We start from the raw sequence: 14,859 nt of genomic DNA, 5'->3' as shown, positions 1-14,859 counted from the left end.
GCCGTCGGGTGAACCCCATTGCCGGGACCGTTGCGGCCGTTCAGCGTTCACTGCCGGCGGTGCCGCGGACCCCTGAATCAACCCCCGGCGCCGCTCAGCCCTGAACCAGCTCGTAGACCTTCTCCAGGGCAGCGTCCAGGTTTTCCGGCTGGGTGCCGCCGGCCTGGGCCATGTCGGGACGGCCGCCGCCGCCGCCGCCCACGAGCGCGGCCACGGCCTTGACGATATTGCCGGCGTGAAAGCGCCCGGTCAGGTCCTTGGTGACGGCCGCGATCAGGAGCGCCTTGGGGCCGCTGGCGGCACCCAGCACCACCACGCCGGACTGCAGCTTCTCCTTGAAGCGGTCGGCCAGCTCGCGCAGGGCCCCCGGGCTGTCGGCGTTCACCCGGCTGGCCAGGACCTTGACGCCGTTGATGGTGCGCACCGCTTTCTCGGCGTCCGAGGCCGAGGCGCTGGCCAGCTGGCCGCTCAAGCGCTCGACCTCCCTTTCCAGGGCCTTCTGGTTGCTGAGCAGGCCTTCGATCCGCTGGATCAGGCCTTCGGGCTTGTCTTTCAAAAGGCGCGCGGCGTTCTGGACGATGTGCGCCTGCTGCTGCAGGTATGCCAGGGCCGCGGCGCCGGTCATGGCCTCGATACGGCGCACCCCGGCGGCCACGCTGGCCTCCATCACGATCTTGAAAACACCGATGTTCCCGGTGCGTTCGGTGTGGGTGCCGCCGCAGAGCTCCTGGCTGAAGTCGGCCAGGGAGACCACCCGCACGCGGTCGCCGTATTTTTCCTCGAAGAGGGCCGTGGCCCCTGACTTGAGGGCCTCATCGGCGGCCATCTCGGCCGTCTCGGCCGGCAGGTTCTCCCGGATGCGGTCGTTGACCAGGGTTTCGATGCGGTCCAGGTCTGCGGGCGTCACCTGGGAGAAGTGGGTGAAGTCGAAGCGCAGGCGCTCTGGCGCCACCAGCGAGCCGGCCTGGCGCACGTGGTCGCCCAGGACCCTGCGCAAAACGGCGTGCAGAATGTGGGTCGCGGTGTGGTTGCAGGCGGTGGCGCGGCGTTTTTCGCCGTCCACCGTGAGGGTCACCGCGTCCCCCTTGCGGAGGGTGCCGGCGGTGATTTCGCCCTTGTGGATGATCATCCCGGTGGGGTCCTTGACGGTGGTGCTGACAGTCATCTTAAGCTGCGGCGCCGTGATTTCGCCCTGGTCGCCCACCTGGCCGCCGGATTCGCCGTAAAACGGGGTTTCGCTGGTGACCACCTCGACGGTCTCGCCGGCCCGGGCGCTTTCGACCTCCGCGCCGTCGCGCACGATCAGCAGCACCTGCGCCTTACCCGAGAGATTCTCGTAGCCCACGAAGCGGGGGCTCACGCCCTGGGCCGAGAGGCCGCGGTAGGCTTCGCTGATCTGAGTGAAGGCGGCCACCGAGCGCGACTTTTCGCGCTGCTTGGCCATTTCGCCATCGAAGGCCGGCATGTCCAGGGTCATGCCCCGGTCGCGGACCACGTCGCGCACGATGTCCACCGGGAAGCCGAAGGTGTCGTACAATTTGAAGATGACCTCGCCGGGGACGGTGTCGACCCCCTTGGCGCGCAGCTCGGAGAGGGTGTCGTTGAGGAGTTTGAGCCCATGGTCCAGGGTTTCGGAGAAGCGCAGCTCCTCGTTTTGGATGACGTTGGTGATGAACGCCCGGGCCTCCCCCAGCTCCGGGTAGGCGGTCTTCATGATGTCGAAGACCACCCCGGCGGTTTCGTGCAGGAACGGTTTGAGCAGCCCGATGTTGCGGCCGTAGCGGATCGCCCGGCGCATGATGCGCCGCAGGACGTAGCCGCGGCCCTCGTTGGAGGGCAGCACCCCGTCGCCGATCAAAAAGGCCGTGGCCCGGCTGTGGTCGGCGATCACCTTCATCGCCACATCGGCTTCGGCCGAGGCGCCCAGGCGCTTGGCGGTCATCTCCTCGACCTTGCCGATGATGGGCAGCAGCAGGTCGGTCTCATAGTTGGTGGGGGTGTTTTGCAGGATGGAGACGACCCGTTCCAGGCCCATCCCGGTGTCGATGCTGGGCTTGGGCAGGGGGGTCATCCGACCGTCGGCGTCGCGGTTGAACTGCATGAAGACCAGGTTCCAGATCTCCAAGAAGCGGTCGCACTCGCACCCCAGCTGGCAGTCCGGCTTGCCGCAGCCGTGGGCCGCGCCCCGGTCGATGTGGATCTCGGAGCAGGGGCCGCAGGGCCCGGTGTCGCCCATGGCCCAGAAATTGTCTTTTTCGCCGAAGCGCAGGATCCTTTCTGCCGGCACCCCGATCTGGCGCTGCCAGATGTCATGGGCCTCGTCGTCGTCGAGGTAGATGGAGACCCAGAGCTTGTCAACGGGTAGATGGTAGCCGTTGGTGAGGAGATCCCAGGCAAAGGCGATGGCCTTCTCCTTGAAGTAGTCCATGAAGGAGAAATTGCCCAGCATCTCGAAGAAGGTGTGGTGCCGGGCGGTGTAGCCCACGTTTTCCAGATCGTTGTGCTTGCCGCCGGCCCGCACGCATTTCTGCGAGGTGACGGCGCGCTCGTAGTCCCGCTTCTCCTCGCCGAGGAAGGTGCGCTTGAACTGGACCATGCCGGCGTTGGTGAAGAGCAGGGTGGGGTCGTCCTGGGGCACCAGGGAGGAGCTGCGCACCACCCGGTGCTGGTGTTTGGCGAAATAATCCAGAAAAAGTTGGCGTGCCTCGTTGCCTGTCATGGGTCGCTCCGTTGCTGGTGTCGTTTGATGTCAGGGGCCCGGGGCGCCTGTCCCCCGGGTCGGGTGCCCCGAATGCGGCCGGCGGGCCGGATCAGTCGGCGGCCGGCGCGGGCTCGGCCGGCTGTGGTGCTGGCGCCTGCAGCCCCAAGGCGGCTTTGACCCGATTCTGGATGTTCTCGAAGATGTCGGAGTTGTCCTGCAGGAAGCGCTTGACGTTCTCCCGGCCCTGGCCGATGCGCTCCCCCTCGAAGGAGTACCAGGCGCCGCTTTTTTCGATGATCTCGGTGGCCACCCCCATGTCCAGGAGGTCCCCGGTCTGGGAGATGCCCTCGCCGTACATGATGTCGAACTCGGCCTCCTTGAAGGGCGGCGCCATCTTGTTTTTGACCACCCGCACCTTGGTGCGGTTGCCGATCACCTCCTGGCCGTCCTTGATGGCGCCGGTGCGCCGGATGTCCATGCGCACCGAGGCGTAGAATTTGAGCGCGTTGCCGCCGGTGGTGGTTTCCGGGTTGCCGAACATCACCCCGATTTTCATTCGGATCTGATTGATGAAGACCACGGCGGTGTTGGTTTTGCCGATGGTGCCGGTCAGCTTGCGAAGCGCCTGGCTCATCAGGCGGGCCTGAAGGCCCATGTGGGCATCGCCCATTTCGCCTTCGATTTCGGCCCGCGGCACCAGGGCGGCCACGGAGTCGATCACCAGGATGTCGATGGCGCCGCTGCGCACCAGCATGTCGGCGATTTCAAGGGCCTGCTCGCCGGTATCCGGCTGGGAGACCAGAAGTTCGTCGCAGTTGACCCCCAGCTTGCGGGCGTAGACGGTGTCCAGGGCGTGCTCGGCGTCGATGAAGGCGGCGATCCCGCCGCGTTTCTGGGCCTCGGCCACGGCGTGCAGGGCCAGACTGGTTTTGCCCGAGGATTCCGGGCCGAAGATCTCGGTCACCCGCCCGCGGGGGATGCCGCCGATCCCCAGCGCCCGGTCAAGGGCCAGGGAGCCGGTGGAGATGGTGGGGACCTCGACGATCGGGCGACTGCCGAGCTTCATGATCGACCCCTTGCCGAACTGACGCTCGATCTGGCTGATAGCCGACTCCACCGCTTTCTCCTTGTCCTGGGTGTCTCTCATATTGCCTCCTGATCGGTTAATTGCTCGTTTAAGGGCACCACGTCGCGTGGGGTGTAGATCGCCCCGCCGGGGCGCAGGTCGCTTTGAAAAAGGGTCACGCGCGCCACCCGGAAAGCCGGCGACGCCCACTGCCCCAGCGTCTGCAGGGCGGCCAGCAGCTCGGCCGGCCTGATTCGACCCTTTACCCGGCCTAAAGTCAGGTGGGCCTTAAAGGGCCGCGTCTCGGGTGGAAAGCCGGCCTCCACCAGGGCCTGGGCCACAGACTGCTGGAGCGCGAAAAGCGCCGGCAACTCTCCGCCGAGGCCGGCCCAGACCACCCGCGGCGCCTTGATGCCCGGAAAGACGCCGGCCCCCCTGGCGGAGATGACAAAGGGGCCGGTTGCCGCGGCCGCCGCGCGCAGGGCCGGCCCGATGCGGGCCAGGTCCGCCGGCAGCGTCTCGCCGATAAATTTCAGCGTCAGGTGGATATGCTCCGGCTTCACCCAACGGATCTCGAAACGGTGCGCGCGCAGCTCCTCCTGGGCCGCTTCCAGGGCTGCTCGGACGTCTGGCGGCAGAGCGACGGCCACAAAGACCCGGATGGGCCTTGGGGCGCCAGAACCCGTTGAATCATCACCCTTTTTTGGCATTTCATCAATCGCCTGCCGGGAGGCCTCACCCCCCCCAGAGGGTCAGCAGCAGGCGGCAGCCCAGGTTGGCCATCACGCCTGCGATCAGGTCGTCCGCGACGATGCCCACCCCACCCTTCAACCGCTTTTCCGCCCAGCCGATGGGAAACGGTTTGGCGATATCCAACACCCGGAACAAGACAAACCCGGCGGCGGCCGAAAACGGCGTGAAGGAAAGCCCGCTGAAGGTCACCAGCATCCCGGCGATCTCGTCGATCACGATGCTGCCCGGGTCCCGCTGCTGGAGAAGGCGCTCGGCCGCGCCGGCCACCCAGACGGCCCCCGCGATAATCAGGACCGTGGCCAAAATGGCCGTCGGGCGCCCCAGCTGGGCCAGCAGCCAGCAGAGCGGAAGGGCCGCAAGCGAGCCGAAGGTGCCGGGGGCAAAGGGCAGCTTGCCCGCATAGCAGCCGGTGGCCAAAAAAATGACGATGCGCGCGGCCCGGGACATGGGGCTGTCCTACCGGTCGCCCGGCTTTTTGTCAACCATCCGCTGCGGCTCGGCCTGGCCCTCGGCCGCGGCCCGCTCGACCAGCTCGTAAACCCGCCACAGGGGGGTGGCCGTCCGTTTGGCAACCTTGCGGCAGACCTCATACTCCGGGGTGAAGCGTTCCCGGCCGTCGGGGTTCAGGATGCGCTTGACCGCCAGGGGGCCGAAAGGGGTCTCGACGCGGACCGTCTCGCGAAACAGGCTGTGGCGCTCCACCAGGTGGCAGCGCACGCCGGTGGAGGTGGTTTCGCTTAAGAGGCGCCGAATCACGGCCTCCCGCTGCCACGGGTGGCAGAGGACCTGGACCTGGGTCGCCGGTCGGTTTTTCTTCATGTAGATCGGGGTCCAGAAAACGTCCAGGGCGCCGTCGGCGAAGAGCTGTTCCATGAGGTAGCCGAAAAGCTCGGGGTTCATGTCGTCGATCCCGGTGGCCACCATCACAAGCTGCTCTATCCGATCGCCCGGGCGGGTGCCCACCAGAATCCGCAGGAGGTTGGGCAGCCCGGCGCGGCGGTTTTCCCCGGCGCCGTAGCCCGCGCCGGTGAGGTCCATCTCCGGCACGGCACCGAAGCCGTCCGCCAGGGCCGAAACGATGGCCGCTCCGGTGGGTGTCACCAGTTCGCCGTTGAAACCGCTGCCGTAAACCGGGACCCCATGCAATATTTCGACCGTTTCCGGGGCGGGGGTCGGCAGCCATTCGTCCCCCCGTTGGATCAGCCCGCCGCCCAGGGGTATCCGGGAGGCCGCCACCTCGCCGATCTTCAGATACTCCAACCCGAGGGCTGCGCCCACGATCTCCACCAGCAGATGGACGGCCTCCTCCCAGAGGAGGTCTCGATCTTCCCGCAGGCCGCGTCGGGCGCGGGCCCGACCCGCCGCCAGGCGGTCGAAGATCGCCAAGCTGCGGGCTATGACCCTCGGGCCAAAAGGGCTTGCCGCGATCAGCGCCCGGAGGTCGGCCGGCCGCCACGCCCCGTTGGCCGCGCTGACCGCCAAGCTGACGCGCGCGGCGCGCAGCCCCTGGGCGGAGATCTCGCGGGCCCCGATTTCAAGCCCCGCCAGGGGCATTCGGCCGAGCTCACCTTGCAGCCAGTCGGGGGGTACCCCGAGATCCACCAGGGCCCCCAGCACGCTGGCCCCGCTGATGCCGGCGAAACAGTCCAAATAGGCGATCCGGATCCCCTCGGGAGGGTTTGCCGGGGGGCTCGCGCGGTCCCCGGCATCTGGGCGGGTTGCGCGTTCCTCAGCCATGGGCGTGCAGCCGGATGATCTCCAGGACCAGCTCTGCGGTCCGCAGCAGGTCGTCCAGGCGGATGTTTTCCCGCACGGTGTGCATATCGCGCATGCCGGTTCCCAGGACCCCGGTCATGATCCCCTTCTGGAAAAAGACGTTGGCGTCGGCCCCGCCGCCGGTGGGCTTGGGCCGAAGTTCGCGCCCGAGGTTGGCCGCGGCCTGCTGGGCCAGGGTCACCACCGGGTGGTCGTCGGGGATGTGGGTGGCGGAAAAGTCCCGCTCGCAGCTGACCTCCAGGCGCGGCAGCGGGCTTTGGGGCTCGGGTTTGGGATAGGCCGCCACCGCAGCCTCGAACCCCTTAACCAGGGCAGCTGTGACCCGCTCCAGCTTCTCTTCGCTGTGGCTGCGGGCCTCGCCCTTGACGGTCACCAGGCTGGGGACGATGTTGATGGCCAGCCCGCCTTCGATCAGGCCGATATTGCAGGTGGTTTCGTGGTCGATGCGGCCGAGGGTCTGGGCGGCGATGGCCCGGCTTGCCAGCCAGATGGCGTTGATCCCTTTTTCGGGGGCGGCGCCGGCATGGGCGTCTTTGCCGTGGATTTTGAACTCCAGGCGGTTGGCCGCCGGCGCGCGGGTGACGATTCCGGCCGTGTCGGTGGCGTCCAGGGCATAGCCCATGCGGGCGCTGATCAGGCTGAAATCGAGATGCTTGGCCCCCAGCAGCCCGACCTCCTCGCAGACCGTCAGGACCACCTCCAGCGGGCCGTGGGGAAGTCCGTCTTCGATAATGACCGTCAGGGCCTCCAGCAGGATGGCGATGGCGCTTTTGTCGTCGGCACCCAGAATCGTGGTGCCGTCGCTGGTGAAAAGGCCGTTGGCCAGGATCGGCCGGATGCCCTCGCCCGGCCCGACGGTGTCCATGTGGGCGTTGAAGAGCAGCGGCGGGCGGGGGCGGTTGCCGTGAAAGCGGGCGATCAGGTTGCCGCAATCCCCCCCGATTGGTTCATGGGCGCGGTCGAAGACGATCTCGGCTCCCAGGGCTTCCAGACGCTTTTGGAGGTCGGCGGCCAGCCGGCCCTCGTGGCGCGAAAGACTGTCGATTTGGACCAGGTTGATGAAGTTCTCGGCCATCCGTTGGGGGTTGATCATGGGCACTGGGCTCCTTTAATATCGTTGACAAAAACCGATCAGCCATAATATTAGGCTGAAGATTCCTCGCAGGCTTCGACACGGAAGTGCGCAGCTCACTGGTGGGGCTCCCGGACTTCAAATCCGGTGTGGGGCGTTAAAACCGTCCCGGGTGGGTTCGATTCCCATGCACTTCCGCCATCTTTTCGCGGCGCCGGAAGACTTCGATCAGAAACCCGGCCCCCCTCTCGCCGCCCTTTACCTTGAAGTTCAACAATTCCGCGACCCTACCACAACCGCCGGTCCAATACAATCGTCGGAACGCTCGCCGGCCTGGCCCCGGTGGCGGGCAGAGCTAAGCGTAGATCGGCAGCCAGATGCCGGGCCGCCGTTACCCGGGGGCCCGCATCCCAAAGGTGCTGGGTGCATCTTGCGGCGGTCAGACCGTCAGCAGCGCTTCACCGTTTTTCAGGATCTCGGTCAGGGGTTTGCCCCAGTAGGTCACCTCGATCCCCAGCTCTTTCAACGTCTCGGACACGCCCAGCTGGTCTGCGCAGGCCTTACAGGCCGTGACGTGCACCCCGGCGGCGATCGCCTCCTGAACCTTCTGCCGGACAGCGGGGTTGTCGCACACCAGGGTGGCGGTGGCACCCCAGACAACGAGGGTCACCTTTTCCCACCACCCGTGGGCAAGGGCGTTGACCGTGTACATCAAGACCATCTTTTCGGCGGTGACGGGGTTGTCGTTGGTCCACAAAACGGTGAGGTGGGATTTGGCGGCCATGCACTCCTCCTATAGTTCGCCAAGCGGTCGTGGCGGTGATTACGGGTTCAGGATTGGTTGCTCCAAAAGGTGTCGGCTCCTTGCCGGGAAATATCGGTTGGGCTGCTCCGAGATCAGCCAGGACCTGGAGGCCATGGAAAAGACATTGATCGAAAAAAGGGGAAACCAGAATTAAATGGGAAGCCGCAGACTCCCAAAGTCGATATTTTGGAACATGACATCAATCATCCAGCAACAAGAGGTCAACAGCGCCTGGAGCGAAATTTGAACTTACGGCCGTCCAGATCTGGATGTTGGAACCGTCATTCTCACACCAGATGTAATAAATTCTGCGGTTAAAAACCTGCATCTGGGGATAGCCTTTAGAAAATTCGCTGGACGTCCTTTTGATTGCATCAGCCCTGAGATCTGTTTGACTCAAATCCAGCGTGACCGTCCAGATTTGGTCGTAACTGCCGTCGTCTTGGCTCAAGACGCAATAGACGCGGTTGTTCACGACTTGAAACTGAGGGGGGGTTTTATCGTATGGGCTTTCCGACAGTCCGGGACTATACCAACCGCTGCCGTCGACATTCATCCAACTTACCCGCACTTGCAGATGACTTCCGTCGTTTTCTCGCCACACATAGTAAATCTTTTCTTCTGATGCCTGCAACTGGGGAAACATCTTGTCGCGACTGGTGAACGTCCGCTGGGTTCCAGACCACTTGGTGCCATCAGTATTCATGGTGGCTGTGATGACCTGGAAATGCCCGCCAAGATATTCGGACCAGACGTAATGGATCTTGTTCTCAACGACATGAAATTGAGGGGTAAGTTTTGGAGTCACCGCGGAAGTCCTTTGGTTTGCAGACCATCCGGTGCCATCCGTGTTCATAACGGCTGTCCAGATCTGAGAGTTAAAACCATCTGACTCCCCCCAGACAAAATGGATGCTGTTGTTTACAACCTGAAGCTGAGGTGTTTCTTTGTCGGCGGCTGTCGAAGTCCGCTTCACGGCGGACCAGCCTGTGCCGTCTATGTTCATCACAGCGGTCCAAATTTGGTTATGGGTACCGTCGGCCTCCGACCAGATCAAGTAAATCTTGCCGTTATTCACCTGGAACTGAGGATAGCTCTTGCTGAAGGGGGTGGTCGTTCTCTTTGTTGCGGTCCAGCCACTGCCATCCGTGTTCATTACGGCCGTCCAGATTTGCCATTTCGATCCAGCATCCAGTTCTTGCCAGAGGCAGAATATCCGGCTGTCCACAACCTGTAGTTGTGGTAGTAATTTGGATAAAGCGGTTGTTGTGCGTTGGTTTGCGTGGAAGGTGCTGGCTGCTGCGCGATGGGTCACAGCAAGAAGCAGAAGGAAAAAGAAAAACAAGAAAAGCTTTGGCCTGATCACTTGCATTGCTGTTTCTCTCTCGCATTAAAATTCTGGGTCACGTGTTGCCAGCAAAGTCCGGAAGGTCACCTTCATTCCTCGTGAGAATCAATCTGATTGGATCACGGTTGATTCTATCCTTCGACCCCCTGGTTGCGGGGACATTCCAGGCCTCATCGGCGAGGCGGGCGATGATCGCCGGCTGCCGGCCCTGGGGATGGTTGCGGAGCGCGCCACCGATCCCCACCTCACGGCGACCGCCGCGGAGACCTTGGAAAAGGTCCGCGGCCGGGGACCCTGTTGCCCCATCCGCCCTCTTCAACGGTGGGCGGAGCCAACCTCGGCGGGGCCGTCTTCAGCTGCTGCGGCGGGCGCGCTGTCGAGGACCAGGACCGCCCGGACCTGGCGGGCCAGAGCGGTGTCGCCCAGGGGCATGAAGTCTGTCGCCTGCTGCTGGAGCCCCTCGAAGGCGCCTTGCGCCAGGCGCTCGGGGCTGGCCGTGGCGCGGGTGATGACCTGGAAAACGAAAAACGCCAGCAACAGCGCGATCAGGAGCGTTACGAAGGCGTGCAGGAAAAAATCCCCGGAGAGGTAGTGGCCGGAAAAATAGTTGCTGGCCGTGATCCAGCCCACATGGCAGAGTAGGGCTAGGATGGGGAGGTTGAAGAGAACCTGGATGAAAACGCCGCTGAGCTTTTTGGCCGCCTTTTCCAGGGCGCGCTCCAGGGCGCCGTTCCAGAGGGCGCCCAGCTCTGAGGCCAGCTCCTCGGGCTCGGGCAGGACGCCTGCGACATCGCGCGCTTCAGGTGCGAAGCGGCCGCGCACCAGGAGTTCGGCAATCTCCGGCCAGCGCTTCAGGAGGCTCAGGCGGTAGCCCAGTAGGGCCTGGTCCAGGCCCTTGCCCGCCTCGCTGTCGGCCACGGCCGATCGGGCCTTGCGGTAGTGGCTGACGGTTGCCACCGCCCCCCACAGCTGGCGCAGCGGGTTGCCCAAGCGCAGCATGGCGGCTACCCCTGTGCCGAAAACCAGGACCCGCGCCCAGAGCGCGACCAACCAGCCCACCGGCCCGGTCCAGCGGTGGGCGAGCAGCTGGTAGAGGCGCACATTGACCCCCAGCAGTTGTCCGGGCGTTTCGCGGTACAGACTGGTCAGGGCGGCGCCGACGCCGTCCTTTTCGGCCGCCGCCATTTTTTTGAGGGCCTCCTCCAGGGCCGGGCGGTCTTTTTGAATTTCCCCCCGAATTTCGGTTTCGATGTAATCACGCAGAGCCGCGGCGTTTTGCAGGCGCTGATCCACGACGAAGCCCGGGCGGTTGAAGGCGCCGAAAATCATGGCGTGCAGCTTGGGGTACTGGTCGAAATCATGCCGCGGGGGCGCCCCGGGGTCCCAGTCCGGGTCCTGGAGGTGGCGGCGGGCGGATATGCAGAAGATCTTTTCCACCGGCCGCTGCCAGGCGCTGCGGATAAAGTCGCTGAACTCCGGCACGATCACCTCCCGCAGTTCCGCCTCCGCCAGCCGGTCGCAGCGGTTGATGACGCAGATCACGGCCTCCCCCTGGAACATGCGGACATAGGGCGCCAGAAAATCCACGTGGTCGCGGCGCTTGGGGTTTTCGGCGTTGAAAACGCAGATCAGGATGTCCGATAGCCCCAGGGCCTTGCGGATGATGGGAATGTGCGCTTCCTGCTCGGTGCTGTCCATGTCCGGGGTGTCGATCAGGATGGACTGCGTCAGTGCCTGGGCCGCCTGGCTGGTGACCACGCTGACGGCCTCGGCCCCCAGTTGCGCCACCAGCTGGTCGGCGTCGTCCCGGGCGCCGCAAAAGACCACCGCCTGGCGCGTGGTGGGCCGCCGGTGACCGGTGACTGACAAATCGTCGACGCCGGCCAGGGCGTTTAGCAGGGTGGATTTTCCCGACCCGGTGGGCCCGATGAGGGTCACCACGAGCTTGCGCTCCAGGCGCGCCACCAGCTTGTCGATCATCTGGCCGGCCTCGGCGCACTGTCTTTGCAGCGCCACCCCCGGCGACCACAAGGGGCAGGCCGTCAGGGCGCCTTGCAGCCGTTGCAGGGCGTGGCGATGGGTTTCGATGATGCCGCTGGCTTTGAGGGTTGCCGCTATCCGGTTGTTTGCCATTCGGGGGGCGCTGCCTTTCTGCACTGCCGCAGGTGATCGTCGACGGCGGCCAGGGTGTCTCGGCTGTCGTCCAGTATTTGGGTGGCGCGCGCAATGAGCGCGCCGGTCAGGTTCTCTTCCAGGATTTTCTGCACGGTCTCGGCCTTGTCGCTCAACCAGGCGCGCGCAATGGGGGCCAGCATGGTCTCCAGCAGCCGGCGGTCGGCGCTTTTCATGCCGGAAGTGGCCGGTATGGCAATCAGCGCGTAAAGGTCATGCAACCCGAAAAAGCCCGTCAGCTTGACCTTGATGCCTGCCGCTCCGATCGGGTCCCCGGTCGAGAGGATGTAGGTGACGGCCGCGGTCGCCGGCAGAACGTTGAGAAAGGCCGCCACCGTCTGCCAGAGCTTGTCGCGCAGGCCCATCTGGCGGCGAAACTGATCGGCCAGTTGTCTTAGACTGTTTTCCACCTCGGGGGAAATAAATTGGGTCAGTTCCTTGCGGGTCAGCAGGGTTTGCAGAGTGGTGGACCACTCCAGGGATCTGAGGCGCTCCTGTTCGGCTGAAAGCGCCGGATGGGTCGGGACCTTGAAGGCCGCCAGCCCCGGCTGATCGGCGGGCGTCATTCGAACCCGGCCGCCCATCAGGGCATGCGCGTTTTCGGGGGCCGCCGCCAGGGTCTTGGCGATGGCCGCCATCTGTTTCCCGGCCGCATCCTGAACTGTGGCCGTGACCTCGAGCCAGGGGCCCACAGCCTGGCGGTAGAGGTCATGCACGGCGCTCAGCAGATCCTCCTCCAACTGCCGGCGGAGGCCGTCTTTGGCCGATGGTGAAGCGCCAGCCCGGCCTTTGCGCAGGCGCTTGACGATCTTGAGCACCCCGCGGTAGGGCCATTCAATGGCCGTTCCGGTCTTGCGCAGCAGCTTGATGTGGGGCGGGTCGGTTTGCAGCCATATCTTGGCAAAGCGCTTGAGCAGGCGATCGGTGGGGAAATGGCGCAGGGCCTGCTGGACGCTGTGGCTCTGGGCGGTGCGCAGGGCGTCGCGGTAAAGCGCCAGCGCCTGGCGCGAGAGCGCCAGGCGCTCGGAGAAGGCGGCGGCCTGGGCCAGGGTGTCGGCCAGCATCGAGGCCATCAGCTCGGGCTGCAGCTTGCGCGGGTCCAGGGCCCGAAGGGCATCGGCCAGGGGCGGGGCCCCCGGATCCAGGGGGCTCAAGATCATGGGCGCTTCACCGCTGGCCACGGCGTTGCTCTCATCGGCCCGGTAGACGCCGATGACCTGGTTTGGGGCATCCTGCCCGTAGAGGTTGCGGGCCACCGTGGTCGCATGTTCACGGACCTCCTCGGCCTTGAAGGTGGGGTAGACACGGTAGACCAGGAAACATTTCTTGGTGCCGACCTGGGTCAGCTCATCGGCCAGGAAATCGGTGTTGTCGCGGTTGTTGTAGTTGGCGTTGGTGAAGATGTAGATCAAAACGTCGGCCGTCTCCAGGGCCTGGCGGGAGGTTTCGCGGTTGACGTAAACCCCGCGGGCGCCGGTGTCGAAGTCCGGCGTGTCCATCAGCAGCAGGTCGGCGGAAACCCGCTCGCTAGCGACATACAGCGGGCAGCCGGGGACGGCCAGGTCGGCCGGGTCGCCCAGGGGGCCGGGCAGGCAGCCGAAGGGTTGAAAGAGCAGCGTTAGAAGGCCCTCGCGCTGGAAAAGGCTGGGGTGCGAACACAGCAGCACCCGCCGATTAAGGCCGGCCCGCCCGCCCACCGTGGAAACCGCTTTGCCCACCAAGGCGTTGAAGAGCGTCGACTTGCCGGATGAGCCGCCGCCGCAAATCGCGGCCACCAGCGGCAATTCTCCCGACAGGCGCGGCAGCAAACGCGCCCTGAGGGTCTCCAGCCAATCCTTCAGCAGACCCTCGGGCGGCAGCCCCAGCAGTTCGCCGGTTTTCTTCAAATCGTCGCTGACAGCTTGAAGCGCCCCTTTCAGGGGGTGATCGCGGCGGGTGGCCATGGTGTCTGTCCTCCTGGGTTGGATGGTCTGGAAATTACCATAATTTGGGCGTTCTGGAAACCTCCAGCCCCCTCCGGGCCGGTCCGTGAGTAAAAGTGCTTCCGGCAGTCTGCAAAAGGTGACGGCGGGGGCTGAGCGGCTTGGGATCTTGCGGAAATTCAAGCGATGGCTGGCGGCCAGGCGGGCTTCGGGCCGGCATCGCGGCGCGCTATGGGCAAAAGCACGGGTGGCACCCAGATTGCTTTTTCAGCCATGCCGAAAAGCGGTCGATAAGTCGCCTAATTCAGCGCAATCCTTGAAGTAAAGTAAAGTATGAAAAAACGATTGACCGTCTATGTGGTGAGTGATTGCGGCGCTCCGATTCGGCAGGCCAGTGTGCCCAGGGCCATGCTTTGGTTGGCAGGCCTGCTGGCAGCGGTTTTCGTGGTGGCTTTGACGGCGCTCTCCTGCAGCTATTTCGATCTCAGACGGACGGAAAGCGACAACCGGCAGCTGAAAACCCATCTCTCCGCCCAGCGGGAGGAGGTTACGCGCCAGCGACGCCGAATTCTCACCTTCGCCGAAGAGATCAATGCCCTCAAGGCCGAGCTTTTGAAGCTGGCCCAGTTCGAAAGCAAGATACGCGTCATCGCCAACTGTGAACTGGCCGAGGAGACCGGCAGCCCGTTCGGTGTCGGCGGGGCCGTTCCGGATGATCTGGACACCAATCTTTCCCCGGGGGAAATCGACAGCAGCATCCTGCGCGAGATGCACGATCAGGTCAAAGTGCTCCAGTCAGCGATAGTCAAGCAGAGGGAAGGCTTTGAAAGCCTGAAAACCAAAATCGAGGCTCAGGCCAACCTGCTGGCCGCCACACCGGCCATCCGGCCCACCAGCGGGTGGGTAACCTCCCGCTTTGGATACCGCAAATCCCCCTTCACCGGCACCCGCCAGTTTCACGCCGGACTGGATATCGCCACCCGTCAGGGCACCCCGGTGATCGCGCCGGCCGATGGCAGGGTCACCTTTGCAGGCCCCAAGGGGCTGATGGGCAAGATGCTCACCATCCAGCACGGCCACGGTTTCGTCACCCGCTACGGGCATCTGAGCAAGATCTTGAAGAAGGCGGGGGATAAGGTCAAACGCGGCGAGGTCATCGCCCAGGTGGGCAACACCGGCCGCAGCACGGGGCCGCACCTGCACTACGAGGTGCTGCTGAGCGGGGTCCCGGTCAACCCCGCCCG

General features: G+C 64.6%; 10 protein-coding genes, 1 tRNA gene and 1 pseudogene. 2 read left to right on the top strand and 10 right to left on the bottom strand.

Annotation, left to right across the window (positions count from 1 at the left end; genetic code table 11):
• Positions 1-94: 94 nt before the first annotated feature.
• The 6 genes from alaS to LJE63_14360 form a co-directional block, all read right to left on the bottom strand.
• Complete coding sequence (gene alaS / locus LJE63_14385) at positions 95-2,719, bottom strand: alanine--tRNA ligase (protein MCG6907793.1); 2,625 nt, start codon at positions 2,717-2,719, stop codon at positions 95-97.
• Positions 2,720-2,810: 91 nt separating this feature from the next.
• Complete coding sequence (gene recA / locus LJE63_14380) at positions 2,811-3,848, bottom strand: recombinase RecA (protein ID MCG6907792.1); 1,038 nt, start codon at positions 3,846-3,848, stop codon at positions 2,811-2,813.
• Complete coding sequence (gene thpR, locus LJE63_14375; GenBank protein ID MCG6907791.1) at positions 3,845-4,477, bottom strand: RNA 2',3'-cyclic phosphodiesterase; 633 nt, start codon at positions 4,475-4,477, stop codon at positions 3,845-3,847. The genes recA and thpR overlap by 4 nt, the downstream gene beginning before the upstream one ends.
• A 25-nt stretch (positions 4,478-4,502) precedes the next feature.
• Positions 4,503-4,967: a phosphatidylglycerophosphatase A gene (locus tag LJE63_14370; protein MCG6907790.1), complete on the bottom strand. Its 465-nt coding sequence runs from the start codon at positions 4,965-4,967 to the stop codon at positions 4,503-4,505.
• 9 nt (positions 4,968-4,976) lie between these two features.
• The gene (locus LJE63_14365; GenBank protein MCG6907789.1) at positions 4,977-6,257 is read right to left on the bottom strand and encodes a LarC family nickel insertion protein; all 1,281 of its coding nucleotides are present in this window, start codon (positions 6,255-6,257) and stop codon (positions 4,977-4,979) included.
• Positions 6,250-7,389, bottom strand: coding sequence for a M20/M25/M40 family metallo-hydrolase (locus LJE63_14360; GenBank protein MCG6907788.1), 1,140 nt, complete (start codon positions 7,387-7,389; stop codon positions 6,250-6,252). Before LJE63_14360 ends, LJE63_14365 begins: the two co-directional genes overlap by 8 nt.
• 82 nt (positions 7,390-7,471) lie before the next feature.
• Here LJE63_14360 and LJE63_14355 point away from each other — a divergent pair.
• A tRNA-Sec gene (locus LJE63_14355) sits at positions 7,472-7,569 on the top strand.
• A gap of 238 nt (positions 7,570-7,807) precedes the next feature.
• Here the strand turns inward: LJE63_14355 and LJE63_14350 are convergent.
• The 4 genes from LJE63_14350 to LJE63_14335 form a co-directional block, all read right to left on the bottom strand.
• A complete protein-coding gene (locus tag LJE63_14350) occupies positions 7,808-8,152 on the bottom strand; it encodes a DsrE family protein (protein MCG6907787.1) in 345 nt (114 codons plus the stop codon).
• 220 nt (positions 8,153-8,372) lie between these two features.
• Positions 8,373-9,545, bottom strand: coding sequence for a hypothetical protein (locus LJE63_14345; protein ID MCG6907786.1), 1,173 nt, complete (start codon positions 9,543-9,545; stop codon positions 8,373-8,375).
• Positions 9,546-9,836: 291 nt separating this feature from the next.
• On the bottom strand, positions 9,837-11,654 hold the full coding sequence (locus LJE63_14340) for a 50S ribosome-binding GTPase (GenBank protein MCG6907785.1): 1,818 nt from the start codon (positions 11,652-11,654) through the stop codon (positions 9,837-9,839).
• Positions 11,636-13,636, bottom strand: coding sequence for a GTPase domain-containing protein (locus tag LJE63_14335; protein MCG6907784.1), 2,001 nt, complete (start codon positions 13,634-13,636; stop codon positions 11,636-11,638). Before LJE63_14335 ends, LJE63_14340 begins: the two co-directional genes overlap by 19 nt.
• A 747-nt stretch (positions 13,637-14,383) precedes the next feature.
• Between LJE63_14335 and LJE63_14330 the strand changes: the two are divergent.
• Positions 14,384-14,851 (top strand): annotated as a pseudogene (locus tag LJE63_14330) (M23 family metallopeptidase).
• Positions 14,852-14,859: the final 8 nt, after the last annotated feature.

The organism is Desulfobacteraceae bacterium, from assembly GCA_022340425.1.
Lineage (GTDB): Bacteria > Desulfobacterota > Desulfobacteria > Desulfobacterales > JAABRJ01 > JAABRJ01.
The sequence above is the reverse complement of the archived record's forward strand: the minus strand, read 5'-3'. Positions and strand labels throughout refer to the sequence as shown.